This window comes from Streptococcus sp. VT 162 (assembly GCA_000688775.2).
Classification (GTDB): domain Bacteria; phylum Bacillota; class Bacilli; order Lactobacillales; family Streptococcaceae; genus Streptococcus.
In genome coordinates, this window is the sequence record CP007628.2 from 1,994,170 (window position 1) to 2,018,207 (window position 24,038).

The 24,038-nt window shown below is 41.5% G+C and carries 22 protein-coding genes, 13 tRNA genes, 1 rRNA gene and 12 pseudogenes; 16 read left to right on the top strand and 32 right to left on the bottom strand.

Annotation, left to right across the window (positions count from 1 at the left end; genetic code table 11):
- Window positions 1–31: 31 nt before the first annotated feature.
- From V470_09875 to V470_10820, 22 genes and pseudogenes are all read right to left on the bottom strand, one after another.
- Window positions 32–104, bottom strand: a tRNA-Ala gene (locus tag V470_09875).
- A gap of 44 nt (window positions 105–148) precedes the next feature.
- Window positions 149–1,704: ribosomal RNA gene (locus tag V470_09880) — 16S ribosomal RNA — on the bottom strand.
- A 127-nt stretch (window positions 1,705–1,831) separates the two neighbouring features.
- Window positions 1,832–1,905: transfer RNA gene (locus tag V470_09885), tRNA-Pro, on the bottom strand.
- 15 nt (window positions 1,906–1,920) lie between these two features.
- Window positions 1,921–1,994: transfer RNA gene (locus V470_09890), tRNA-Arg, on the bottom strand.
- Window positions 1,995–2,005: 11 nt separating this feature from the next.
- Window positions 2,006–2,091 (bottom strand) — tRNA-Leu (locus tag V470_09895).
- Between the two features lie 7 nt (window positions 2,092–2,098).
- Window positions 2,099–2,170 (bottom strand) — tRNA-Gly (locus tag V470_09900).
- A 27-nt stretch (window positions 2,171–2,197) separates the two neighbouring features.
- Window positions 2,198–2,270 (bottom strand) — tRNA-Thr (locus V470_09905).
- A 12-nt stretch (window positions 2,271–2,282) separates the two neighbouring features.
- Window positions 2,283–2,364 (bottom strand) — tRNA-Leu (locus V470_09910).
- A 5-nt stretch (window positions 2,365–2,369) separates the two neighbouring features.
- Window positions 2,370–2,442 (bottom strand) — tRNA-Lys (locus V470_09915).
- Window positions 2,443–2,466: 24 nt separating this feature from the next.
- Window positions 2,467–2,539 (bottom strand) — tRNA-Asp (locus tag V470_09920).
- Between the two features lie 465 nt (window positions 2,540–3,004).
- On the bottom strand, window positions 3,005–3,664 hold the full coding sequence (locus V470_10790; GenBank protein AJZ74464.1) for a hypothetical protein: 660 nt from the start codon (window positions 3,662–3,664) through the stop codon (window positions 3,005–3,007).
- 65 nt (window positions 3,665–3,729) lie between these two features.
- Entirely contained in the window at window positions 3,730–4,644 is a 915-nt protein-coding gene (locus V470_10795) for a hypothetical protein (protein AJZ74465.1), read from the bottom strand.
- A gap of 149 nt (window positions 4,645–4,793) precedes the next feature.
- Window positions 4,794–4,866: transfer RNA gene (locus V470_09940), tRNA-Phe, on the bottom strand.
- Between the two features lie 3 nt (window positions 4,867–4,869).
- Window positions 4,870–4,943: transfer RNA gene (locus V470_09945), tRNA-Met, on the bottom strand.
- 11 nt (window positions 4,944–4,954) lie between these two features.
- Window positions 4,955–5,044, bottom strand: a tRNA-Ser gene (locus V470_09950).
- Window positions 5,045–5,216: 172 nt separating this feature from the next.
- Window positions 5,217–5,399, bottom strand: a complete 183-nt coding sequence (locus V470_10800) for a hypothetical protein (protein ID AJZ74466.1) — start codon at window positions 5,397–5,399, stop codon at window positions 5,217–5,219.
- Window positions 5,386–5,577: pseudogene (locus V470_10805) on the bottom strand (hypothetical protein). Before V470_10805 ends, V470_10800 begins: the two are co-directional and overlap by 14 nt.
- 235 nt (window positions 5,578–5,812) lie before the next feature.
- Window positions 5,813–6,163: a hypothetical protein gene (locus V470_09965; protein AHZ48708.1), complete on the bottom strand. Its 351-nt coding sequence runs from the start codon at window positions 6,161–6,163 to the stop codon at window positions 5,813–5,815.
- A gap of 330 nt (window positions 6,164–6,493) precedes the next feature.
- A complete protein-coding gene (locus tag V470_10810) occupies window positions 6,494–7,174 on the bottom strand; it encodes a hypothetical protein (protein ID AJZ74467.1) in 681 nt (226 codons plus the stop codon).
- A gap of 980 nt (window positions 7,175–8,154) precedes the next feature.
- A complete protein-coding gene (locus tag V470_10175; protein ID AHZ48735.1) occupies window positions 8,155–8,631 on the bottom strand; it encodes a hypothetical protein in 477 nt (158 codons plus the stop codon).
- 16 nt (window positions 8,632–8,647) lie between these two features.
- A pseudogene (locus V470_10815) lies at window positions 8,648–9,142 on the bottom strand (hypothetical protein).
- A gap of 735 nt (window positions 9,143–9,877) precedes the next feature.
- On the bottom strand, window positions 9,878–10,228 hold the full coding sequence (locus V470_10820) for a hypothetical protein (protein AJZ74468.1): 351 nt from the start codon (window positions 10,226–10,228) through the stop codon (window positions 9,878–9,880).
- A gap of 103 nt (window positions 10,229–10,331) precedes the next feature.
- Between V470_10820 and V470_10825 the strand changes: the two genes are divergently transcribed.
- Window positions 10,332–10,904: a hypothetical protein gene (locus tag V470_10825; protein AJZ74469.1), complete on the top strand. Its 573-nt coding sequence runs from the start codon at window positions 10,332–10,334 to the stop codon at window positions 10,902–10,904.
- 268 nt (window positions 10,905–11,172) lie between these two features.
- Here V470_10825 and V470_10830 read toward each other — a convergent pair.
- A pseudogene (locus V470_10830) lies at window positions 11,173–11,406 on the bottom strand (hypothetical protein).
- A 433-nt stretch (window positions 11,407–11,839) separates the two neighbouring features.
- Here V470_10830 and V470_10025 point away from each other — a divergent pair.
- The 9 genes and pseudogenes from V470_10025 (at window position 11,840) to V470_10850 (ending at window position 15,502) form a co-directional block, all read left to right on the top strand.
- Complete coding sequence (locus V470_10025) at window positions 11,840–12,319, top strand: hypothetical protein (protein AHZ48717.1); 480 nt, start codon at window positions 11,840–11,842, stop codon at window positions 12,317–12,319.
- A gap of 311 nt (window positions 12,320–12,630) precedes the next feature.
- Complete coding sequence (locus V470_10035) at window positions 12,631–12,840, top strand: hypothetical protein (GenBank protein ID AHZ48718.1); 210 nt, start codon at window positions 12,631–12,633, stop codon at window positions 12,838–12,840.
- A gap of 114 nt (window positions 12,841–12,954) precedes the next feature.
- Window positions 12,955–13,425: pseudogene (locus tag V470_10835) on the top strand (hypothetical protein).
- Window positions 13,422–13,709, top strand: a complete 288-nt coding sequence (locus V470_10840; protein AJZ74470.1) for a hypothetical protein — start codon at window positions 13,422–13,424, stop codon at window positions 13,707–13,709. The pseudogene V470_10835 and the gene V470_10840 overlap by 4 nt, the downstream one beginning before the upstream one ends.
- Window positions 13,703–14,185: pseudogene (locus tag V470_10845) on the top strand (hypothetical protein). The gene V470_10840 and the pseudogene V470_10845 overlap by 7 nt, the downstream one beginning before the upstream one ends.
- Before the next feature lie 356 nt (window positions 14,186–14,541).
- Window positions 14,542–14,615: transfer RNA gene (locus V470_10070), tRNA-Ile, on the top strand.
- A 1-nt stretch (window position 14,616) separates the two neighbouring features.
- A pseudogene (locus tag V470_10075) lies at window positions 14,617–14,943 on the top strand (hypothetical protein).
- Window positions 14,936–15,160, top strand: a pseudogene (locus V470_10080) (triacylglycerol lipase). The pseudogenes V470_10075 and V470_10080 overlap by 8 nt, the downstream one beginning before the upstream one ends.
- Window positions 15,161–15,250: 90 nt before the next feature.
- Complete coding sequence (locus V470_10850) at window positions 15,251–15,502, top strand: hypothetical protein (protein ID AJZ74471.1); 252 nt, start codon at window positions 15,251–15,253, stop codon at window positions 15,500–15,502.
- Window positions 15,503–15,517: 15 nt separating this feature from the next.
- On the opposite strand, the gene V470_10855 is transcribed toward V470_10850, so the two are convergent.
- Window positions 15,518–15,796 (bottom strand): hypothetical protein, encoded by a 279-nt coding sequence (locus V470_10855; protein AJZ74512.1) that lies wholly within the window; start codon window positions 15,794–15,796, stop codon window positions 15,518–15,520.
- A 433-nt stretch (window positions 15,797–16,229) separates the two neighbouring features.
- On the opposite strand from V470_10855, the gene V470_10860 reads away from it, so the two are divergent.
- Entirely contained in the window at window positions 16,230–16,421 is a 192-nt protein-coding gene (locus tag V470_10860; protein AJZ74513.1) for a hypothetical protein, read from the top strand.
- A 183-nt stretch (window positions 16,422–16,604) separates the two neighbouring features.
- Here V470_10860 and V470_10865 read toward each other — a convergent pair.
- Window positions 16,605–16,985, bottom strand: a pseudogene (locus V470_10865) (hypothetical protein).
- Between V470_10865 and V470_10870 the strand changes: the two are divergent.
- Window positions 16,951–17,166 (top strand): hypothetical protein, encoded by a 216-nt coding sequence (locus V470_10870; protein ID AJZ74472.1) that lies wholly within the window; start codon window positions 16,951–16,953, stop codon window positions 17,164–17,166. The pseudogene V470_10865 and the gene V470_10870 sit on opposite strands and share 35 nt — an antisense overlap.
- A 164-nt stretch (window positions 17,167–17,330) precedes the next feature.
- On the opposite strand, the pseudogene V470_10875 reads toward V470_10870, so the two are convergent.
- Together V470_10875 and V470_10880 are read right to left on the bottom strand one after the other, a co-directional pair.
- A pseudogene (locus V470_10875) lies at window positions 17,331–17,843 on the bottom strand (hypothetical protein).
- 493 nt (window positions 17,844–18,336) lie between these two features.
- Window positions 18,337–18,714 carry a hypothetical protein gene (locus V470_10880; GenBank protein AJZ74473.1) on the bottom strand — a complete coding sequence of 126 codons (378 nt, stop codon included), beginning with the start codon at window positions 18,712–18,714 and terminating at the stop codon, window positions 18,337–18,339.
- Between the two features lie 236 nt (window positions 18,715–18,950).
- Here V470_10880 and V470_10885 point away from each other — a divergent pair, with 236 nt between their 5' ends.
- Entirely contained in the window at window positions 18,951–19,538 is a 588-nt protein-coding gene (locus V470_10885) for a hypothetical protein (GenBank protein ID AJZ74474.1), read from the top strand.
- 177 nt (window positions 19,539–19,715) lie between these two features.
- On the opposite strand, the gene V470_10890 is transcribed toward V470_10885, so the two are convergent.
- The 3 genes and pseudogenes from V470_10890 to V470_10900 all read right to left on the bottom strand — a co-directional run bounded on the left by V470_10890 (window position 19,716) and on the right by V470_10900 (window position 20,793).
- Window positions 19,716–19,922: a hypothetical protein gene (locus V470_10890; GenBank protein ID AJZ74475.1), complete on the bottom strand. Its 207-nt coding sequence runs from the start codon at window positions 19,920–19,922 to the stop codon at window positions 19,716–19,718.
- Window positions 19,919–20,527, bottom strand: a pseudogene (locus tag V470_10895) (hypothetical protein). The gene V470_10890 and the pseudogene V470_10895 overlap by 4 nt, the downstream one beginning before the upstream one ends.
- Window positions 20,524–20,793 (bottom strand): hypothetical protein, encoded by a 270-nt coding sequence (locus V470_10900; GenBank protein ID AJZ74476.1) that lies wholly within the window; start codon window positions 20,791–20,793, stop codon window positions 20,524–20,526. Before V470_10900 ends, V470_10895 begins: the two are co-directional and overlap by 4 nt.
- A 10-nt stretch (window positions 20,794–20,803) precedes the next feature.
- Here V470_10900 and V470_10140 point away from each other — a divergent pair.
- Together V470_10140 and V470_10905 are read left to right on the top strand one after the other, a co-directional pair.
- Window positions 20,804–21,220: pseudogene (locus V470_10140) on the top strand (hypothetical protein).
- The gene (locus V470_10905) at window positions 21,217–21,930 is read left to right on the top strand and encodes a hypothetical protein (GenBank protein ID AJZ74477.1); all 714 of its coding nucleotides are present in this window, start codon (window positions 21,217–21,219) and stop codon (window positions 21,928–21,930) included. Before V470_10140 ends, V470_10905 begins: the two are co-directional and overlap by 4 nt.
- Before the next feature lie 213 nt (window positions 21,931–22,143).
- Here V470_10905 and V470_10160 read toward each other — a convergent pair.
- Window positions 22,144–22,515 (bottom strand): annotated as a pseudogene (locus V470_10160) (hypothetical protein).
- Window positions 22,516–22,671: 156 nt separating this feature from the next.
- Here V470_10160 and V470_10910 point away from each other — a divergent pair.
- A complete protein-coding gene (locus tag V470_10910; GenBank protein ID AJZ74478.1) occupies window positions 22,672–22,902 on the top strand; it encodes a hypothetical protein in 231 nt (76 codons plus the stop codon).
- Here the strand turns inward: V470_10910 and V470_10915 are convergent.
- Window positions 22,880–23,557, bottom strand: coding sequence for a hypothetical protein (locus V470_10915; GenBank protein AJZ74479.1), 678 nt, complete (start codon window positions 23,555–23,557; stop codon window positions 22,880–22,882). The two genes, V470_10910 and V470_10915, sit on opposite strands and share 23 nt — an antisense overlap.
- Window positions 23,558–24,038 lie beyond the last annotated feature (481 nt).

Sequence of the window (24,038 nt, forward strand, 5' to 3'; positions counted from 1 at the left end):
CAATGTGCATTACTTGGTGATCTCTCACCAATGGAGCCTAGCGGGATCGAACCGCTGACCTCCTGCGTGCAAAGCAGGCGCTCTCCCAGCTGAGCTAAGGCCCCACAAGACCTCTCAAGACTAAACAAGACCAATGTGCAGTTCCTTATCCTTAGAAAGGAGGTGATCCAGCCGCACCTTCCGATACGGCTACCTTGTTACGACTTCACCCCAATCATCTATCCCACCTTAGGCGGCTGGCTCCTAAAAGGTTACCTCACCGACTTCGGGTGTTACAAACTCTCGTGGTGTGACGGGCGGTGTGTACAAGGCCCGGGAACGTATTCACCGCGGCGTGCTGATCCGCGATTACTAGCGATTCCGACTTCATGTAGGCGAGTTGCAGCCTACAATCCGAACTGAGACTGGCTTTAAGAGATTAGCTTGCCGTCACCGGCTTGCGACTCGTTGTACCAGCCATTGTAGCACGTGTGTAGCCCAGGTCATAAGGGGCATGATGATTTGACGTCATCCCCACCTTCCTCCGGTTTATTACCGGCAGTCTCGCTAGAGTGCCCAACTGAATGATGGCAACTAACAATAGGGGTTGCGCTCGTTGCGGGACTTAACCCAACATCTCACGACACGAGCTGACGACAACCATGCACCACCTGTCACCTCTGTCCCGAAGGAAAACTCTATCTCTAGAGCGGTCAGAGGGATGTCAAGACCTGGTAAGGTTCTTCGCGTTGCTTCGAATTAAACCACATGCTCCACCGCTTGTGCGGGCCCCCGTCAATTCCTTTGAGTTTCAACCTTGCGGTCGTACTCCCCAGGCGGAGTGCTTAATGCGTTAGCTGCGGCACTAAACCCCGGAAAGGGTCTAACACCTAGCACTCATCGTTTACGGCGTGGACTACCAGGGTATCTAATCCTGTTTGCTCCCCACGCTTTCGAGCCTCAGCGTCAGTTACAAGCCAGAGAGCCGCTTTCGCCACCGGTGTTCCTCCATATATCTACGCATTTCACCGCTACACATGGAAATTCCACTCTCCCCTCTTGCACTCAAGTTAAACAGTTTCCAAAGCGTACTATGGTTAAGCCACAGCCTTTAACTTCAGACTTATCTAACCGCCTGCGCTCGCTTTACGCCCAATAAATCCGGACAACGCTCGGGACCTACGTATTACCGCGGCTGCTGGCACGTAGTTAGCCGTCCCTTTCTGGTAAGATACCGTCACAGTGTGAACTTTCCACTCTCACACTCGTTCTTCTCTTACAACAGAGCTTTACGATCCGAAAACCTTCTTCACTCACGCGGCGTTGCTCGGTCAGACTTCCGTCCATTGCCGAAGATTCCCTACTGCTGCCTCCCGTAGGAGTCTGGGCCGTGTCTCAGTCCCAGTGTGGCCGATCACCCTCTCAGGTCGGCTATGTATCGTTGCCTTGGTGAGCCGTTACCTCACCAACTAGCTAATACAACGCAGGTCCATCTGGTAGTGATGCAATTGCACCTTTTAAGCAAATGTCATGCGACATCTACTATTATGCGGTATTAGCTATCGTTTCCAATAGTTATCCCCCGCTACCAGGCAGGTTACCTACGCGTTACTCACCCGTTCGCAACTCATCCAGAGAAGCAAGCTCCTCCTTCAGCGTTCTACTGCATGTATAGCAGCACGCCGCCAGCGTTCGTCCTGAGCCAGGATCAAACTCTCATTAAAAGTTTGAGTTCTCACTCATTTCTGTCACTGACAGATTTATTGTTTTTTTCATTGTTCAGTACTATAACCTTAGTTATAGTGCCCTGCACATTGGTTCGTCTTGTTCAGTTTTCAAAGGTCTTTGTCAATCGGGAAGACAGGATTCGAACCTGCGACACCTTGGTCCCAAACCAAGTACTCTACCAAGCTGAGCTACTTCCCGCGTTAAATAAAAAAATGCACCCTAGAGGAGTCGAACCTCTAACCGCCTGATTCGTAGTCAGGTACTCTATCCAGTTGAGCTAAGGGTGCTCATCATTATATGCCGAGGACCGGAATCGAACCGGTACGATCGTTACCAATCGCAGGATTTTAAGTCCTGTGCGTCTGCCAGTTCCGCCACCCCGGCCTCTCTAAGCGAACGACGGGATTCGAACCCGCGACCCCCACCTTGGCAAGGTGGTGTTCTACCACTGAACTACGTTCGCATCGACCTCTTATTCTATATAAAAAAATGCCGGCTACATGACTTGAACACGCGACCCTCTGATTACAAATCAGATGCTCTACCAACTGAGCTAAGCCGGCTGATTTCTATTATGCGGGTTAAGGGACTTGAACCCCCACGCCGTTAAGCGCCAGATCCTAAATCTGGTGCGTCTGCCAATTCCGCCAAACCCGCAAATATGACCCGTACTGGGCTCGAACCAGTGACCCATTGATTAAAAGTCAATTGCTCTACCAACTGAGCTAACGAGTCTAAAATAACTTCCGTTATCTTAAACGGTCCCGACGGGAATCGAACCCGCGATCTTCGCCGTGACAGGGCGACGTGATAACCGCTACACTACGGGACCTATGGGAGTTAACGGGATCGAACCGCTGACCCTCTGCTTGTCTACCATCTTTCAAGTCTGTTTGATCTGCTGGAAGCAAGGATTTCACTTCTTGTGGAAGCTCTTTACCTGGAGTTCCGCTGACAAACTCATGAACCGCTTTATGAGTCACTGTTGGAACTGGAGTTGCTGTAAATTCCCATGTACCTACAAACTTAACATCTGCTCCATTGATGGTTTCAGATGTCTTGTCATAAGACTTGAAGCTCCAGGTACCTTCTGCTGTCTTAACTTCTGTTTGACTTGGTTGCGTCGGAGTCGCTTGGCTACCATCTTTCAAGTCTGTTTGATCTGCTGGAAGCAAGGGGCGTTACTGGGACTTCGTTCGAATCCTTGTGCACACCTGGTTTGTGTGGGAAGCTTGCGTCATAAGAAGCCTTATTCGGAATCTGTGTACGGCCGTCTTCCTTCACATATGCAGACAAGTTACTTGAGTTTGGCGAAATCTCCTGACTGATAAGTCCCTACAGTCCGTGTCTTACCAGCATGCTCTGCGATCAAGGCCTTAGTCGCAGCCAGAAGTTCCTTAAAGGCGACCAAATCTTGACTCGCATGGTTACTCTCATACTGAGTGATGGAGGTATCCAAGTTCTTGAGCTGATTCATGAGGAAGTTATAGTCCATGACCGTGCTGGTATGACTGCTCCCTTCATAGCTCACCAAATCTGAAATGTTGTCCTTGGTCGTGTTCAAGATCTCAATCTCACTCTTTAGATTATCCCGTGAGCTCTTTAAAGCACTATGAAGGTTTGTAAATACCTGACCAGGTAGCTTTGTATGAAGATCACCGTCAATCTGGTAGTAACCGTCCTTGTACAGTAGGAGATTGGTCACCTTATTGAGACTAAACTTGCTGGCTGCTGAGGAGGTCACATAGCCTCCTACGATATTCCCGATAAAGTTTGCGATTTGGGCATCCTCCTCGCTTCCACCTACAAGCTTGGTCCCATGATAGGCAACCTTTCCTTCTGCTGTTAGATAATAATAGGATCCATAGTTTTTATCATAAATCCAGTCACTTTTAACCATCTTTCCATCAGAATCAACATAATAACGACCACCATCTACCCATTCATTTTTGGCCATCTTACCATCTGATTTTAGATAGTAATTACCTACCCATTTGTTGCGAGCGTAGCTTCCTTCTGCTGTTAGATAACTTCACGAATGCTAAAGTTGATTTTTTCAACGCGCGTTTCATCTGTATAAGTCAGTGGATACTCTGGCAAAGCGTCTGCTTTTGGCGCATCGCTTGGTACCATGGTTGGCTTAGCCGTGCCGACTTTGACAATTTGCGTTACGGGAGCCAGAGTTTCTTCGTTAGACAATTCTTGGCGATCAATTTCCTGACCGTTAGAACTGTAGACACGAGTCTTGATAGTCCGTTCGCCCTCAACACCTGGAGTTGCAATCTGACGAGCATCTCGAACAAGTTCATCGGTATATTGCTCCTCGATGTTGAAGGCTATTTTCTCAACGCGAATTTCGTCGGTGTAAGTTAGCGGATACTCTGGCAGAGCGTCTGCTTTCGGTGCTTCGCTCGGTACCATAGTTGGCTTAGCAGTTCCGACTTTGACGATCTGTGTTACGGGCGCCAAAGTTTCCTCATTAGACAACTCTTGGCGGTCAACCTCTTGCCCGTTGGAACTGTATACACGAGTCTTAATCGTGCGCTCACCCTCAACACCCGGAGTCGCGATTTGACGACTTCCTTCTGGAATTTCATCTGTATATTGCTCGTCAATAGAAAAATCAATCTTTTCTATTCTAACCTCATCATTTGTAGTCAATTCCAACTCAGAATTCTCATGAATAGCAGCTGTATCAGGAGTTGTGCCATATTCCGTCAATTCTGGAATCTCTTGAACTGGAGTTGTCTCGGGACTAGTGCCATACTCTGCCAATTCTGGAACTTCATGAACTGGTGCTGTTTCTGGAGTTGTCCCATATTCCGTCAATTCTGGAACTTCATGAACTGGGGCTGTATCAGGATTTGTACCATATTCTTTCAATTCTGAAACTTCGTGAACTGGCGTTGTTTCTGGACTGGTGCCATATTCTGTCAATTCTGGAACTTCGTGAACTGGCGCTATTTCAGGAGTTGTACCGTATTCCGTCAGTTCTGGAACTTCGTGAACTGGTGCTGTTTCTGGAGTTGTGGCTTGGAAGGCTGTAGTTTTACCACTAAACTACACCCGCTTAATAAAATAAGATATGGCGCGAGACGGAATCGAACCGCCGACACATGGAGCTTCAATCCATTGCTCTACCAACTGAGCTACCGAGCCAAATTGCGGGAGCAGGATTTGAACCTACGACCTTCGGGTTATGAGCCCGACGAGCTACCGAGCTGCTCCATCCCGCGTTAATATAAAAAGGAGGATGTGGGATTCGAACCCACGCACGCTTTTACACGCCTGACGGTTTTCAAGACCGTTCCCTTCAGCCGGACTTGGGTAATCCTCCATTAAGAAATATATTCAAGAACAGGAAAAGCATGATATAGCGTTGGATAAATTGAGTGTAAAAGAATATGAGAATCCCTTTAGGGATAGTGGCAAGTAATGCACACACCTCTTTGAGAGGTTTGTGACGAGTCAAGAGCAATGAGGCTTGAACAAAGTGAAAGCCAGCGTCTTTAGGCGCTGGCTGGTGATGTGGGCTTATAGCCCTGGGACAAACCACCCGTTAGACGGGTGGTATGACGATTGGGTTCATCAACTATATCATCAAACACTATATCATCAATCTTATCCCCAAATACTCTTTCAACTATATCATAGAATTCATCTGATAAAATATCCATATTATTTAGTTCCATACCAAAAATCACCTTTCTTATATACATCTACGTATCCATGATGTTCTTTTAAATAATCTCATTCCCATCTGAGGGCAGATTTCTCATACTGAGGAAGTTCCGGGTCATGAGAAAATCGAATGGTCTTGCCTTGCGTAACCGCATCATCCAATGCTGGTTTATTAAATGCTTCAAACATTTGTTCTCCACGGCTATCTAAATGATAAGCCTCCGTCAATTTATTCCAATCATCTCCTAAACTAAAGTAAGTGGTATCTCCAGCCTTGCTGATGTATGAAGATCACCATCAATCTGGTAGTAACCGTCCTGATAAAGTAAGAGTTTACCAATGGTTTATCGGTAAACTCTTGTTTCATTTATTCTATCATAGAAAGGCGAACTTGCCTGTTATAAAACTATAGTTTAAACAGATTTTACAACCAACCCTTAGCTTTTAAGAATTCATCAGGAATACGTAGTTCAATCTCTGCCATGATTTCTTTTAAGTAGCTGTCCCAATCTGTTATACTACCAAAATCATATTTTTCTTTAGGAAGTGAGATTCCAATCCCTTTACTAATCACAATATAAAAATCTGTAAAACTTAATTCATAACCAAAATGAGCTTCATAATAATCATAGGCTTTAAATTTAATACTAAACATGTGATGATTTGGCACATCTACCACATCGTAAATGGTCATATCTGAAGCTCTATCTCCAAATGCTCTTTGAATACGTTCGCTCACTTCTATTGCTAGCTCTTGCATACTTTTTTTCACCATATTAACATCTCCTAATTCTTTCATCGCCAACCCTTGGCTTTTAAAAATTTCTCTGGGATATAGGACTCGATTTCTAATATGATTTCTGACAAATTCATGTGTTGCCTTGTAAGTTGGAGCTGGAGTGAATTCCCAGGTGCCTACGAAGTGGGCATCTGCTCCATTGATGGTTTCTGATGCCTTGTCGTAGGCCTTGAAGCTCCAAGTACCTTCTGCTGTCTTCACTTCCGTTTGACAAATTCATGTGTTGCCTTGTAAGTTGGTGCTGGGGTAAATTCCCAAGTACCGACGAAGTGGGCATCCGCTCCATTGATGGTTTCTGATGCCTTGTCAGGTTGGCTCTACTGTTTCATCGATTGGAACCAGTGGATCACCACCTTGGAAGGTTGGAGTGCCTGTTTGTGGAAGTCCTTGAGGACCTGTACTTGTTGCACCGGTTCCTGTTGGGGTCACTTTCGTAAACTCTGGACTGTAGGTCGCAGTGACTGGAGTGCCATTCTTATCAACACGTTTGACTGTGACTGGATCTGGGTTTCCAACAAACTGTTTTGGAACCAATGGATTACCTTCTGTGAAGGTTGGGGTACCTTTTTGCGGTTGACCTTGGATACCATTTGAAGTGGCGTCTGTTGAAGTTGGAACTACTTCTTTCACCACCGCTTGGTACTTGACAGTAACAGGAGTTCCGTTGGCATCCACACGAGTCAATTCAAGCTCTGGCGTTTCACCCTTGAACTGTTTGTCAGGAGTAAAGGTCACCTTACCGTCCGCGTCCACTTCGAATTTACCAACATTTGGCACTTCTTTCACAGCTGTACCATTGTCAAATAGTGGAGTCGAATCAGCTGGGAATGGAACTGAGGCATGGCCAGGAGTGAAGGTCACTTTACCTTCTTGGACCTGACCTTGCAGACCCTCTGTCTTATCACCTGTTCCAGTTGGTGTCACTTTCGTAAACTCTGGACTGTAGGTCGCAGTGACTGGAGTACCGTTCTTATCCACACGCTTCACTGTGACTGGATCTGGGTTTCCAACAAACTGTTTGTCTGGTGTGAAAGTTACAGTTCCATCTGGCGCAATTGTGTAAGTTCCTTGACCTGGAATAGTTCACGGCGGTAACACGGGTTCGAATCCCGTACGGACTATGGTGTATTGCGGTTAAAAAAACTTGAAAAAAGTTTAAAAAATCTGTTGACAGAGACAGGTAGCTGTGATATACTAATATAGTTGTCGCTCGGATCAACTGAAAAAGTGATTCCAGGTGAAGGAACTTATGCAATCTCACTAGATGGCATCGTCACCTTCACTCCAGAAGCTAATTTTGTAGGAAAAGGAACAGAGAGACAGGTAGCTGTGATATACTAATATAGTTGTCGCTCGAGAGAGAATGAGTGACAAAGACCTTTGAAAACTGAACAAGACGAACCAATGTGCCGTAGAAAGCTGGACATCTGAAGCTGGTAAGTCTAAAGACCTTAACTTGGCCCCAGGCACTTACACCTTCCATGAGGAAGCAGCCCCTACTGGATACCTCAAAGTAACCGAGATAATTGAATCGTTCCATACATGACCTTACCCCTCCTTCTAATGCAATAGCTTCTCGATGAAATTTCCCAGATTGTTCATCTGACTTTGACACCAGCCAATAATACCATTTTCTTCATTCTTTTGGTTCTCTAACCTAGTGATTTCATCACAGATGGCATCATAGAAGGTATCCATCTCTGTTTGGAAACTCGTGTAGTCACTGGAGAAGGTTTCCCACTGCTTGGTGAAGGCATCTTTTTGTTTGCCTTGCCAATTACTTATATTCGTTAGAAATAAGAAATTTTAAATACTCGTAATCTAAATTAGTAATCATTGGATATAAATTCAAATTTTTGCTTTTTCAAGTTCCCCATTAATTATTTTCTTCAATATTTTTATTTATTGTTTATTTAGTAGATAATTAGAAATAAACTCGTATTCGTGCCATTTGATTAAAAATTATTTTAATCATCAAGAATTGAAAAATTATATTTATCTTTATAACGCTGATTGAAACGAACAACTACTTTCATAGGTTCTTTTTTGGTTAATCCATTATTAAAAGTTATACTTTTCATTAATTCTTCCCGAAATTTTTGTATTCCAGATGCTATTTCAGCTACTAATTTTGAAGTATCAATTTTAAAAGTGGCAATACCCTTATCTTCCATAAAGAGTATTGAATCGAAAAATAATATTGAAATATACAAATCCGTAGCCGAACTCTTTGTCAATTTAATTAAAGAGTTCTCTAACAATAATTCAATGTTTTTGATATCACTTTGATTATAAAAATATTCAAACAGCACCTGGTTAATATCTGTAGGGAAAACATCTGGAACAAAAGTAGGGGGTTCAACCCGATACTTTTGCCTTCCACGAAGTATATCTTCAACGTTTCCTTCTTTTATAGCTTCTAAAATTTTAGTTCTAAAACTCATTGCTTCTCCCCTCAATTTATTTTATTCCTATCCTACTAACTCTAGTCTTATCTAATGGAACTGTATTTAAAATAGCTTCAGGAACTCCACCTGAAGTTTCTCCCCCAGGTATCCATAGTGGGTTTGCTCCTGTCTCATTCCCGCTAGGGAGTCTTAAATCTAAATCACTCAAATCTTCTATATCAATTCTAACTAAACCACCCCCATATTTAAAATAACCTTTAGGAAACCCTAATTTTTCCTCAATATAGTTGATGTTTCCGTTAGAATTTTTAATAACCTTATCAGCGTACTTTGTTGGCATAACAAAAAGTGTATTGTCATCAGGTACACCAACAAAACCGTTAGCTTCTGAATAGTGTGTATAAGCCGACTCGGTCTGAATAACTGTTGCTCCCTCATCGAATTCTGCAAAATGTTTTGTAAGATATTCCGAATTCACATATGTTTTTGGATCTGGTCTACTCCCTTTAGGTATTTTTAATATTGGCTCATTCCAATAATTTTTATACCTAATTTCTTCAGCTAAGGCATATTCCTTCGCCACATACTGTTTAAACTTCGACCTCTCCCTCGTAAGCCTGCTTTCTTCTATATTTTTCAGAATTTGTTCTCTGTTATACTTCGGTGCTTCGACATCTACTTTCACCTTATTCAAACTAAACTTGCTGGCTGCTGAGGAGGCCGCATAGCCTCCTACCAGGTTCCCGATAAAGTTTGCGGTTTGGGCATCCTCTTCGCTTCCACCTACAAGCTTGGTCCCATGATAGGCAACCTAAAATGAGCCAACTCCACCGGTAAAAACTCCAGATCAACCGGAGCCATCAAAACCAGAAGAGCCAACATATGAGACAGAGAAACCATTGGAACCAGCTCCAGTAGCACCAAGCTATGAAAATGAGCCAACTCCACCGGTAAAAACTTAAATATCACATTGTGTTCACCCCTAAGTATAGACGAAAAGTCATTTATAATCAATATCGGAGCAGTTTGGGAGAAATATTTCGCCGATTATGTAGTTATAAAGGTGTTGAGATTATCGAAGGCCACTTAATGCCTGATCATGTACATATGTTAGTAAGTATTCCACCAAGGATAAGTGTTTCAAGTTTTATGGGGTATTTAAAAGGCAAAAGTGCACTCATGATGTTTGACAAACACGCCAACCTCAAGTATAAGTTTGGCAACCGGCATTTCTGGGCGGAAGGTTACTACGTGAGTACAGTAGGACTTAATGAAGCCACAATTAAGAAATATATTCAAGAACAGGCTCACCGCTGTTAAGACTAGTATCAAAACAGCGGTGAAGGAAGGCGTCGAACAAGGCGCTAAGAATTTCGATACCTTTAAAGGGCTCTTGAAGAAGACCAAGGGTAACTTCTTCAATAAAACTATCACTTTGAATAGCATAGTAGAGAAAATTCATGTCTAATTCTGAAGATTGAAACACAAGAAATTCTGAACTAGCTGTTGAAGGGAAGGTAGCTCGCCAAAATTTTCTCAAATATGGTCTTAGCTTTCCAAATAAAACATCTCCAATTTCGACTACAATATTTTCACATGAAACAGTCGAGCCAACCTTCGAAGATGGAAGCAAGGAAAAGAATATTCCAGGCCAAGGAACCTACACGATTGCACCAGACGGAACTGTAACCTTCACTCCAGACAAGCAGTTTGTAGGGAATCCAGATCCAGTTACAGTGAAACGTGTGGATAAGAATGGCACTCCAGTTACTGCGACTTACAGCCCAGAGTTCACTAAGGTAACTCCTACAGGAACTAACGCAACCAGCACAGGTCCTCAGGGTGTTCCACAAACGGGTACTCCAACCTTCCAAGGTGGCGACCCATTGGTTCCAATTGATGAAATGGTTGAACCAACCTTCGCAGATGGAAGCAAAGAGAAGAACATTCCAGGTCAAGGAACTTACACAATTGCGCCAGACGGTACAGTAACCTTCACTCCAGACAAGCAGTTTGTAGGTAAACCAGATCCAGTTACAGTGAAACGTGTGGATAAGAACGGTACCCCAGTCACTGTTGGCTATAAGCGAATCGAGTCTGTGAAAGATCCTTATGGTCATCCTGTCGGTACCAAGGAAGTCACCCCATCTGAGATAGGGATTGACGAGCTCTACAAGGTTGATAGCCCTTATAAGGCATCACTGAAGAAAAGCTATGAGAAGTATAAGAAGAGTAAGGACTATAAGGATCATAGGCTGACCGAGACGGAATATGTCCAAGTTATGCACCAAACCCGATCTTTCGAGTAGAATGATTTCTTCGAGATTTATGTTTTTTTCAATGGTGACGAGGGTTTACTGCTGTCTAAGGAAAATAGTCGGTACAGCGAAATAAGGGATTGGGATGCATATTTAAAAGAAATCATGGCAAAAATCGAGTCATATATCCCAGAGAAATATCTAAAAGCCAAGGGTTGGCGATAAAAATTGTAGGAATTGTTTTAGCTAGTTTGTTGGTTATCATTGGACTAAGCATAGGAGGATATAAAGTAATGAAACAAGTAGAACACGATGAGATGGGACTGGTCTTAACCTTCTCATAAACGTGTTCTGTGTCGCCATTTGGAAGTTTCTTGGTCTCTACGAAACGGTAACCTGGAATATCTTTCTTGGGTTGTTGGCCGTCTTCGGTTGGGTGGCCTGGAATGTCGTTCCCTTCCTTATCCTTATGACTAGTCTTAACCTTCTCATAAACTCCAAAAAAGAAATCATCTTGTAGCATCTCATCATCACCGACGTTTGAGTATGTAATAGGATGACCATGCCACTCCTTAAACCACATTTTCCAGAGCAACTCTCTCGTTGTAAAGGTTATTTTTTGCTTAAAATCACTTTTGATATATAATCTCACTCGTCTTCCTCGTCGTCCAACTCTACCTCTCCATGGATTCGGAAGACTGAATTGAAAGAGCTGGAAACTACTGCTGAGAAATTGCAAGTCGTACAGCAACAATTCCCTGAATCGCCTGATATAGCAAGTCGTACAGCAACAATTCCCTGAATCGCCTGATATAGCTTTACCGTATGCTATGATTTTGTTTTCTTTATCAAGCAAGCAGACTGAATTGAAAGAGCTGGAAACTACTGCTGAGAATGACTTCCATTTTAATCCAAATAATTTTAGAATTGAAAAGCCTTCTGTTAATAGAAGTCATAAGTTTGAATAGGAGAAAAGTAGGTAAAAAATGATTAAAGCAAAATATGGTGAAAATATTGTTGTCGCTTTTAAATACAAAAATCAGTATTTTTGGTATATTTCTGATTTGGAGTTATGGTATATTAATTACGAAGAAGCGGGATACGATTTAGATGAGATTTATAAGGATAGATTACGCTCTCCGATTTTACTGCCTGAGAATATTCTCTATTTTTTAGAAGATATGCAAAAATATAGTTGCGATCTGTCAGAGTTAAGGAAAGTCTTTGCTAATGAGTATAAAATGGATAAACTGAATGCTATTTATGATTTTGCCCCATCTTTATTAGTTGATATGGATAATTTGTTATTGTATTCTTATTACCCAGAATATATTTCTTTTGAGGAATATATCTCGGCTCCATGGATAGGGAAATATCAACATTTCCTTGATTTAATTCCAAGAGAATATAGGTTTTGGACAGACATTGGTGATAATGTGTTTGACAAAAATAAAAAAAGTGGATAAATAAAGAAAATAGAAGGAGTAAACAAATGAATGACGACAAGATGACTGTAATTCAAGAGATGTTTAAAAAGGTGAAACAGATGAATTAGTTCCTACAGTTCCTGTGATACTGGACGGAAAAATTAAAGATGTGGTTGATATCTTGATGGAAAAAAAGGTTATGAGGGATATCCAGAAGCCATATCTGATATTATCTTTAAAGGCATTTCAACAATAATTGATCACGAATAAATTAGGCTAATCTTACCGTCAAAAGTATGAAAAGTTGATTCCTGAAAATGAACGTTATTGGTTTGTAAAGGAAGGTAAATATTATGTCAGATAATAAATTAATTATTTTAAACGAGACATTTGGCAAGGAAGGCTCAGATGAGAAAGTCGAAGGCCTGACTTTAATTGTAGATGGACAGATTAAGACGGCATTTGATGCGATTAAAACTAGAAAAAACTATAGTAATTACAGCGAAGTCTTAAGAGATATTGTTTTTATCGGTTTAGAAAGTATTTTGAGAGAAAAATAGTTAATAATGATGAGTATGAGAGAATCAAACTGGTTCTCTCTTTTTTCTGTTCTTTTGAACTCCATATCTAGTATGGTATAATTAGATTTGACAATAAAATGACTTCCATTTTAAAAACTAGATAAACAGGATTATGATGAACGTTGGTTGCATGTTCCGATACAAGAAGGGATAAAATATCGCTTTTTTTCACAAATTGATGAAGAACTAAATTTAGATTATGAAGATGCTTATGTAACAGATTTTCGCGAAAATGGAGACTGTTTACGTTTGGCCTCTACCCATCTTGAACTTCTCACACTTGATAAAAGAGCGTTCTATATCATGGCCATTGAGATTGCCACAATCTTTAATGGACAAATTAGTGAAGATGATAAGAAAAAATGGTTAACAGTCGATGAATTCAAGGAAAAGCACCAAGATATCTTATCTCTAACTTTTGATGAAGCAAATGAGATAAGTTTGGAAGAAATTCAGACGATTGACGCTATTGACGATCCCATCTGGGAAGAATTGGATAGGAAACGCGAGGAATACATCAAAATCCACGGCGAACGTGTTTATGATGATGAGGAAGATGAGTGAGACTATATCTTAAAGGTGATTACACCAAGACTGATTTTTATGAAGAATTTAAAGAAATAGCTCAAAAGATGTGGTTCAAAGAGCGAAAAGGAATTCTACTCGATTTTTCCTATGCTTGGGATGAAGATTTACATTTGAATTTCTACGAAAAAGTGAAGACCAGTCATAAGGATAAGGAAGGAAACGACATTCCAGGTTATCCAACCGAGGACGGTGAACAACCGAAGAAAGATATCCCAGGCTACCGCTTCGTAGAGACTAAGAAACTTCCAAACGAAAACTAGATAAACAGGATTATGATGAACGTTGGTTGCATATTCCGATACAAGAAGGAATAAAATACCGTTTTTATTCACAAATTGATGAAGATCTAAATTTGGAATTTGAGAATGCTTATGTAACTGATTTTCGCGAAAATGGAGACTTTTTGCGTTTGTCTTCTACCCATCTTGAATTGCTCACTCTTGATAAAAGAGCGTTCTATATCATGGCTATTGAGATTGCTACAATCTTTAATGGACAAATTAGCGAAGATGACAAGAAAACATGGCTAACAATCGAGGAATTCAAGGAAAAGCACGAAGATATCTTATCTTTAACCTTTGATGAAGCAAATGAGATGAGTTTGGAAGAAATTCAAACGATTGATGCTATTGACGATCCCATCTGGGAAGAATTGGATAGGCTTCGTGAAGAATACAACTCGAAAGATCGGGTTTGGTGCATAACTTGGACATATTCTGTCTCCGTCAGCCTATGATCCTTATAATCCTTACTCCTCTTATACTCCTCATAGCTTTTCTTCAGTGATGCCTTATAAGGACTATCAACCTTGTAGAGCTCGTCAATCCCTATCTCAGGTGGGGTGACTTCCTTGGTACCGACAGGATGGCCATAAGGATCTTTCACAGACTCGATTCGCTTATAGCCAATTTCTAATTTCTGGCGCAGGGCTAAAAACATCCACTGGATATTCCAACTCTTCCAATTTTTAGGAGTTGGGCTGATACAGTCTCCCAGACTTACCAGTTCTCTCTTATTTTAAGGAACTGGGCTAAAAACGTTCCTCGAACGTTCCTGCGTTTCTAATTTCTGGCGCAGGGCTAAAAACAACTTGGGCGCGTAGCTCAGGTGGTTAGAGCGCACGCCTGATAAGCGTGAGGTCGGTGGTTCGAGTCCACTCGTGCCCATTTAATGAAACAAGTAGAACACGATGAGATGGTTAGGATTGTAGAGAGTGAGGAAGCGAATCAAATTTTTATAAATAGATTAAAACGAATAGATCCGAAAGCGTTTGAACCAGATGGAGTTATTAAAAATTATGCGATTAATTATGAATCTATTGCTTCCAATCCAATGGGAGGTATTATGGTTTCCATATATGTCAATGACAATAAGGATTATATTTTTAGTTTCACTCTAAATAAAAACTTTAATACGAAGAAGCTTACTAGTGAAGGTGGAGTAAATGATCCTACGATAATGAAAAAAGTAGAAGAGAGAGAGAAAAATGACTGATACATATACGGACTATGAGAGATTTCAAATAGCAAAAAAAGAGTATGATAAAGAGCTTGCAGTTGATAAGCCTGTTGAAATTGGTGATAATGATAACGCTAAACCCATCGGCACAGTTCGTCGAGTTATAGAAAACGAGACTGGATTGAAGGTTTACGTAGTTGAGAGTTTAGACCAATCTGAAGTGTCTGTTCTCTACGAAAGTTCAAAAGCGCCAAGTCAAGTGAGGATGGAAAATCCAATCTTTATGGTATGCTATAAGTAAATCAGCGTATGACATATTTGTAAAATAACATAAGGAGACGTCATGAATCCGAATCCATGGAGAGGTAGAGTTGGACGACGAGGAAGAATGAAATTATATTTAAAAGGTGATTACACCAAGACTGATTTTTATGAAGAGTTTAAAGAAATAGCTCAAAAAATGTGGTTCAAAGAGCGAAAAGGAATTCCACTTGATTTTTCCTATGCTTGGGATGAAGATTTACATTTGAATTTAGCTAACTGCTCTTCCCTCAATTTTTTCAGTTCCTTGAGCTGGTCCTGTCAGCTCACCTGAGTCTAATATAACAAACTATCCATACAAAGTCTGATACATCTTTTTCATGAAAGACTCAAGCTCTTTTTGAACAATCTTTAATAGGCGCTCTTCTTCGGATTGAGAGATTTTCACTCTCTCATTTATATTTTTTTCATTTGTTTGAAAATAGACGCTAGAAGTTATATCAAAGTTCTTATCCAATTCATATAGTACACTAGTTATTTTACCATCTATCTCTATTTCAAAATATGCAGTAACCCCTTTCCGTCCAGGATGCGATATTTTCAAATCGATGTCTCCTTTTATCTCTATGGAGTCAATTCCTCCATCCACCTCCTCAGCAGCCAGCAAGTTTAGTCTCAATAAGGTGAGCAATATCGAACGGATTAAAGAGAATATTAAAGAAAGCAGGCTTGCGAGGGAGAGTTCGAATTTTAAACAGTATGTAGCGAAGGAAAAATCTATAATTGATAGTTGGAATCGGAATACTTCCAAATCTCCAATAAAAAATATGCCACTGGAAGAGTATGAAATGTATCGGACGAAGAGTGTAATCAACCCTGACTCGGATACAATGACATTAGGTAAATATGAACCTACAATTAGACCTGATGGCACTCCGGATTGGAGTACACCTGGTCCAAATTCATACATCAGCAAGGCTGGCGATACCACTTACTTTAGCTTAGGAGATGATTGGAATAAAATTACAGTTGAATATGGTTTGGATGCAGAAGGTAGAGACATGTTCAAATATTTCAATAAACCTGCGCTGGATGATGCAGTTGCGCAAGACAAGACTATTCGATTTTCTCATGATCCGACGTTGAAGATGTATGAAAAATCTGCAATAAGATGGGAGTGGGATTATTTGATGGAACAACATGGATATAAGCGATTAAAACCAAAAGGGGACTACTGGTATGGAATTAAATAATATGGATATTTTATCGGACGAAATCTGTGATGTAGTTGAAAGAGTATTTAAAGATAAGATTGATGGTATAGTGATTTATGATATGATTGATGAATCAAATCATCATACTTTCAAACTGAAGTTCCGCGTTTATAATTTTGCCGGAGTAAAATTTCAGTACGAGAATGATTTCTTCGAGATTTATGCCTTGTGCAACTCCTTAAAAGTCTCTACATCCATCCAGGTCTCCTTGTCATCCTCGCTAATCCGACCATCAATTGCAGAAGCTACCTCGACTGCCATGATATACATAGCTCGTTTATCAACCGTTAAAATATCCGTATGTGTCGTAGCAATCCTAAGGTTTTCTCCACGTTCTTTCCCATCAGTAATAAAATCATTTTCAAATTCCAATTGAATATTTTCATCAGAAAACGAAGTCCAAGGATTGCTCTTATCGTATGGTATATGATTCCATCGTTTATCCTTAAATCGCCATTTATCAAATTGAACTCCAAAAAAGAAATTTCCAATTGATGATACGAAACCAATGACTTTCGAAGATGGTAGCAAAGAGAAGACTATTCCAGGTCAAGGAACTTACACGATTGCACCAGACGGAACTGTAACTTTCACTCCAGATAAACAGTTTGTTGGAAAACCAACTCCAGTCACAGTCAAACGCGTAGATAAGAATGGCACTCCGGTCACTGCAACCTACAGTCCAGAGTTTACTAAGGTAACGCCGACTGGTAAAGTGAATTGAAAGAGCTGGAAACTACTGCTGAGAAATTACAAATCGTGCAACAACAATTCTATGATTCACATGATATAGCTTTGCTGTATGCCATGATTTTGGTTAACTTATCAAGCAAGCAGACTGAATTGAAAGAATTGGAGACTACTGCTGAGAAATTACAAGTCGTGCAGCAACAATTCCATCTCTTCTAAACTAATATCGACTGCTTCGTCGTAGGTCATATTCAGTAGGTCTTTATGTTTCGTTTTGAATTCTTCAACACTCAGCCAAGTTTCTTTGTCGTCTTCGCTGATTTGACCGTCAATGACAGATGCTACCTCAATCGCCATGATATAGAGCGCTCGCTTGTCAACCGTTAGAATATCCTTATGAGTCGTGATTATTCGAAGATAGTCTCCTTTTTCTCGCCCATCACTTTCATAAGAATCTTCAAAATTTAAATTTAAATTTTCACGCTTAAAAGTCGCCCAAGAGTCTTTTCCTATTCTAAAATCAGCCATTCCCCAACGCTCATCATTTGAAGAAAATTTATCTAGAGTTAAACTCAAATAAAAATTATCATCAAATGCATAAGAAAAACCAACTTTCACTCCCTTACGTTCTTTGAACCACATTTTCCAAGGATATTCCATACAGTTTTGGTATATACTAGTTTCGTAGTTTCCTTTAAGATATAGTCTCACTCGTCTTCCTCGTCGTCATACACACGTTCACCATCAACCAGCACAGGTCCTCAAGGTGTCCCACAAACAGGCACTCCAAGCTTCCAAGGTGGTGATCCACTTGTTCCAATTGATGAAACACCAATCTCCTACTGTACAAGGACGGTTACTACCAGATTGATAGTCACCTGCATACAAAGTTGCCAAGTCAGGTATTTACAAACCTTCATAGTGCTTTAAAGAGTTCACGGGATAGTCTAAAGAGTGAGATTGAGCTCTTGAATACGACCAAGGACAAGATTTCTGATTTGGTGAGCTATGATGGAAGCAGTCATACCAGCACGGTCATGGACTATAACTTTCTGCTCAATCAGATCAAGAACTTGGATAGCTCCATCACTCAGTATGAAAGCAACCATGCGAGTCAGGATTTGGTCGCCTTTAAGGAACTTCTAGCTGCGACCAAGGCCTTGATAACAGAACATGCAGGTAAGACACGTACGGTAGGGACTTATCAGTCAGGAGATTTCGCCAAACTCAAGTCCTTCACCGCTGTTTTGATACTAGTCTTAACAGCGGTGAGCCCTGCAGTCTTTCCTGTCTTGGCCAAGCCACTTAGATATTTACCTGCTGGGATCAAGTCAAGCAGGGCAAAGGCTCCCCTCATAGCTCTCTCGTTCCCGTCTAGCTCGCGGCCAGTACCCCAGTCCTTACCAGAAGCGGCAGAGTACATATCCGCTGCTGCTACGACCGTTGATAGAACCGCACCGGCAGGAGGGCAGAAGACATACAAGACAACTGTAGCCGCGCTCAGAGTCAAATCCCGCCACATCTCTGTAGTGGACTTTTCGACTAGTCTTAACCTTCTCATAAACATGTTCTGTGTCGCCATTTGGAAGTTTCTTAGTCTCTACGAAGCGGTAACCTGGAAGCAGAGATTGAATTACGTATTCCCGATGAGTTCTTAAAAGATAAGGGTTGGTTGTAAGATTTGTTTAAACCATGACTTTACAAAGAAATCAGTATTTTCTTTTATGATAGAATAAGTGAAGCAAGAGTTTACTAATATTTTATTGGTAAGCTCTTGCTTTAATTCGCACCGCCAAGAATGGTTGGAAAGAGTTGGGTTTGGGTGTGTTGACCGTTGCGTTTGGGATTCTCGCAATTATAGGAACCTTGGGAACTGCGACTCCTTTAGTTGTTGCAGGCGGTATCGTGGGTTTTGGGACAACAGCCTATGGGTTATCTAATGCAGCAGAAGGGATTCATAACATTCAATTTGGAAATGCAGGGGATGCCCATACGAAATCCTATAATCTCATCCGAGATACGCTTTTCATGGGGAATGATAAGCTGTATCATGATGTTGGAAATGTCTTTGTGACGGCGAGTGCCATCATGATTCCCATAGGGCAGACGCAGAGCGTTGTCAAAGGGTTGACCCAGTTTGCGATAGGGGAGCCGGTGCCTATACAGCCGGTCAGGTTGCCTATCATGGGCCTTCACCGCTGTTTTGATACTAGTCTTAACAGCGGTGAGGCCTGCAGTCTTTCCTGTCTTGGCCAAGCCACTGAGGTATTTACCTGCTGGGATCAAGTCAAGCAGGGCAAAGAAGCCCCTCGTAGCTCTCTCGTTCCCATCCAGCTCGCGGCCAGTACCCCAGTCCTTACCAGAAGCGGCAGAGTACATTTCCGCTGCTGCTACGACCGTGGATAGAACCGCACCAGCAGGAGGGCAGAAGACATACAAGACAACTGTAGCCGCGGTCAGAGTCAAATCCCGCCACATCTCTGTAGTGGACTTTTCGCTCCGACAGTAGAGAAACCTGAGTTCAAGGGCGGTGTCAATGCAGTGATGGCTCTAGTGCATGAATTGCCAGAATACACAGGTCCATTATCGACAGTAGGAGACCAAGCCGCTCCGACAGTAGAGAAACCTGAGTTCTCCAAAAAAGAAATCATCTTGTAGCATCTCATCATCACCAACGTTTGAGTATGTAATAGGATGACCATGCCATTCCTTAAACCACATTTCCCAGAGCAACTCTCTTGTCGTAAAGGTTATTTTTTTCTTAAAATCACTTTTGATATATAGTCTCATAAATCTGAGATATCGCCTCCATGTGCTAGTATATATTCTTTTCGACGAGTGGCTTCTTCCTCCCAAAGAGGATCGTCTACCACATCCATCGTTTGAATTTCAGTCAAACTTAGTTCATTTGCTTCTTCAAAAGTTAGAGATAGAATAGCCTCGTGCTTTTTCCTAAACTCCTCGACTGTTAGCCATGTCTTCTTATTATCCTCGCTAATTTGCCCATCAATCACCTTTGCAATCTCAAGCGCCATAATGTACATAGCTCGTTTATCAACTGTCAAAACTTCTAGATGGGTGGTTAAAATACGGAGATAGTCTCCCTTTTCATTATAATCCGTAGCAAATGCATCTTCAAAATTAATTTCAATACTTTCCTAAATATGTGAAAAGAGTCTTCGTACCCCTTCCTTTAGGGGGACACTAGACCATCTCTTATCGGCAGTGCCTTTCCTCAAGGATAAATTTGAGAAAAAATCTTCTTGTAATGCATCATTGTTCCCAGCATTTGAGTAAGAAATTTGCTCATCTTCTGGAAACCACATTTTACCAGCTAGTTCTAAATAACCATAAGGTACTCTTTTTGTATAATCACCTTTTATATATAGTCTCACTCGTCTTCCTCATCGTCATAAACACGTTTGCCGTGGATTTTAATGTATTCTTCCCATCCTCTGTGTAATTCATCCCAAAGTGGTTCATCAACCGCCTCCATAACCTCCAGTTCCTCCAAACTAATATTGACCGCTTCATCGTAGGTCAAGTTCAGCAAGTCTGCATGTTTCGTTTTGAATTCTTCAATATTCAGCCATGTTTCTGTCAAGGTAATGGTTTGACCTTCTACCTTGATTTGGCTAGCGTCAAGAGCTTGACCATTCAATTTAGCACTTGAAGTTCCTGACCCTTGGAAGACATTTGAATATGAAAACTTGACATTGGATCTAGAAAATTCTTATGAAAGCGATGGACGTGAGAAAGGTGATTGTTTGCGGATTATTTCCACTCATCTAGATATTCTAACGGTTGATAAGCAAGCGCTCTATATCATGGCGATTGAGGTAGCATCTGCCATTGACGGTCAAATCAGCGAAGACGACAAAGAAACATGGCTGAGTATTGAAGAATTTAAAACGAAACATGCAGACCTGCTGAATTTGACCTACGACGAAGCAGTCGATATTAGTTTGGAAGAACTAGAGGTTATGGAGGCGATTGATGAACCCCTTTGGGATGAATTACACAGAGGATGGGAAGAATACATCAAAATCCATGGTGAACGAGTTTATGACGATGAGGAAGACGAGTGAGAATTTACATCAAAGGCGATTACACCAAAGAAATTCCATTTGATTACTTAGAATTAGCGAAGAGAATGTGGTTTGAAAATTATCAAGGAGAAGGCCCAACTAGCACTAACGTAACCAGCACAGGTCCTCAAGGTCAAGTCCAAGAAGGTAAAGTGATCTTCACACCAGGCCATGACTCGGTTCCATTCCCAGCTGATTCAACTCCACTATTTGACAATGGTACAACTGTGAAAGAACTACCAAATGTTGGTAAGTTCGAAGTGGACGCAGACGGCAAGGTAACTTTCACTCCAGACAAACAGTTCAAGGGTGAAACACCAGAACTTGAATTGACTCGAGTGGATGCCAACGGAACTCCTGTTACCGTTAAGTACCAAGCGGTGGTGAAAGAAGTAGTTCCAACCAGCACTAACGCAACCAGCACAGGTCCTCAAGGTGTCCCACAAACAGGAGCCCCAACTTTCCAAGGTGGCGACCCACTGGTTCCAATCGATGAAACAGTCGAGCCAACCTCAGTCACTGCGACTTACAGTCCAGAGTTTACGAAAGTAACCCCAACTGGAACTAGCGCAACTAGCACGGGTATCCAAGGTCAACCGCAAAAAGGTACCCCAACCTTCCAAGGTGGTGACCCACTGGTTCCAATCGATGAAACAGTCGAGCCAACCTCCAAACTAACTTCATACTCTCTATTTCGACGTTCTTCTTGAGATTTTCCTAACAACCTAAACATAAAAACACCTCCTGCTGTTCATGACGTCTCCTTATGTTATTTTACAAATATGTCATATTTTATTACCTGACGGACTGTACCGATATCTTCTATTTCTCCTTTATCATTTATGATTTTCAAAGGATCTGTTTCAGAATACTTTGTATACTCTTAATTAGCAATTTTTTGACGTTCATGATCACTATACTGTCTATTCACTTTTCCCCTCCGTTATCATTTTCTCAAATTTAGCTGAGTTTCCTCCGCCATCATTAACTAACTTTCCGCTACTTCTATCTTTATTAATAGTGAAAAATACATATAATTCTTCGTCATTATTTATATAAATTTTAAATTTGATTCCTCCCATTGGACTTTGTTTGATTGATTTATCATCAATTTGATAAGACTTTATTTTTCCTTTATTTGCTAAAGGAAATTGGTCCATTTCTTTCAAATCATCTTCTATAATTTTTTTGACTTCCTCACCCTTGACAATCCTAACCATCTCATCGTGTTCTACTTGTTTCATTAACCCAACCTTCACCAACACTTATAAAGCAGCTAAAACAAGCGAAACTATTAAGGCTAAGAAAGTCTTGGAAGGTAAGGCCCTTGAAGCTGATAAATACGAATTCGAGCTTAAAGAAGGTGACAAAGTCGTTGCGACAGCTAAAAACGCTGCAGACGGTACTGTTACTTTCAAAGAAATCGAATACAATGAAGCAGGCGGACTGAATTGAAAGAACGAGAGGCTACTGTTGAGAAATTACAGAAATTGCAACAACAATTCCATGATTCACATGATATTGCTTTACCGTATACTAGGACTTTGGTTAATCTATCAAGCAAGCAGACTGAATTGGAAGAATTGGAGACTACTGCTAAGAAATTACAAGTCGTGCAGCAATACTTTCCAGACTCACCTGATATGGCAGAAGCATTGGCTAAGCAGAGGCGGATTGGCTAGCGCTCGCTGAGGCTGATTGACTCGAACTCACCGATGCGGACTGGCTTGCGCTGGCTGAAGCTGATTGACTTGCACTTGCCGATACAGACTCACTTGCGCTTACTGAGGCTGACTGGCTAGCACTCGCTGAAGCGGATTGACTGGAGCTTACTGACGCAGACTCACTCGAACTTACCGATGCTGACTCACTAGCACTTACTGATGCGGATTGACTCGCACTCAATGATGCGGATTGACTCGAACTTACTGAAGCAGACTGGCTAGCACTTGCTGAGGCTGACTCACTTGCGCTTACAGATGCAGACTGACTTGCACTTACTGAAGCGGATTGACTCGAGCTCACTGACGCTGATTGGCTGGCGCTTACTGAGACTGATTGACTCGAACTTACTGAAACAGATTCACTAGCACTTACCGATGCTGACTCACTTGCGCTTACTGAAGCGGATTCACTTGCACTTGCAGATGCTGACTGGCTGGAGCTTACTGAAGCGGATTGACTCGAGCTTACAGATACTGATTGGCTGACACTTGCTGAGGCTGATTGACTCGAACTTGCCGAAGCAGACTGGCTAGCGCTCACTGACTCAGACTGGCTAGCACTTGCAGATGCTGATCGGCTAGCACTCGCTGAAGCCGATTGACTTGAGCTCACCGATACAGATTGGCTTGGCTTGAATCTTTATTTTCAGTATCAAAACCACCAAGAACATATGCAATTAAAAACCTCCTTTGAAGAGAGGGATAATATAGTCGCCTTACAACGTTTGATGGCATCAGAAAAATATGCGTCTGACATCCGTAAAGCGGGCTATGTCGTTCCTCCCGATGGAGCTATTCGTTTGGATGGAGGAATTGACTCCATAGAGATAAGAATATGTCCAAGTTATGCACCAAACCCGATCTTTCGAGTATGTATCGATTGATGATGAAAAGTCCACTACAGAGATGTGGCGGGATTTGACTCTGAAACCTAAGAAGGATATTCCAGGTTACCGCTTCGTAGAGACCAAGAAACAACCAAACGGCGACACAGAACATGTCTACGAAAAAGTGAAGACTAGCCAAATCAAGGTAGAAGGTCAAACCATTACCTTGACGCTTACAGAAGAACAAGCTAAAACAAGTGCTGGTCA

What these genes read in the sequence shown, in the direction of transcription:
- V470_10790 (AJZ74464.1), bottom strand. Translation starts at nt 3,664, where the DNA reads ATGGCCAAAAATGAATGGGTAGATGGTGGTCGTTATTATGTTGATTCT.
- V470_10800 (AJZ74466.1), bottom strand. Translation starts at nt 5,399, where the DNA reads ATGGAACTAAATAATATGGATATTTTATCAGATGAATTCTATGATATA.
- V470_09965 (AHZ48708.1), bottom strand. Translation starts at nt 6,163, where the DNA reads ATGGTGAAAAAAAGTATGCAAGAGCTAGCAATAGAAGTGAGCGAACGT.
- V470_10175 (AHZ48735.1), bottom strand. Translation starts at nt 8,631, where the DNA reads ATGAGTTTTAGAACTAAAATTTTAGAAGCTATAAAAGAAGGAAACGTT.
- V470_10025 (AHZ48717.1), top strand. Translation starts at nt 11,840, where the DNA reads ATGATTAAAGCAAAATATGGTGAAAATATTGTTGTCGCTTTTAAATAC.
- V470_10850 (AJZ74471.1), top strand. Translation starts at nt 15,251, where the DNA reads ATGAATCCGAATCCATGGAGAGGTAGAGTTGGACGACGAGGAAGAATG.
- V470_10860 (AJZ74513.1), top strand. Translation starts at nt 16,230, where the DNA reads ATGTTCAAATATTTCAATAAACCTGCGCTGGATGATGCAGTTGCGCAA.
- V470_10870 (AJZ74472.1), top strand. Translation starts at nt 16,951, where the DNA reads ATGACTTTCGAAGATGGTAGCAAAGAGAAGACTATTCCAGGTCAAGGA.
- V470_10880 (AJZ74473.1), bottom strand. Translation starts at nt 18,714, where the DNA reads ATGGCGACACAGAACATGTTTATGAGAAGGTTAAGACTAGTCGAAAAG.
- V470_10890 (AJZ74475.1), bottom strand. Translation starts at nt 19,922, where the DNA reads ATGAGACTATATATCAAAAGTGATTTTAAGAAAAAAATAACCTTTACG.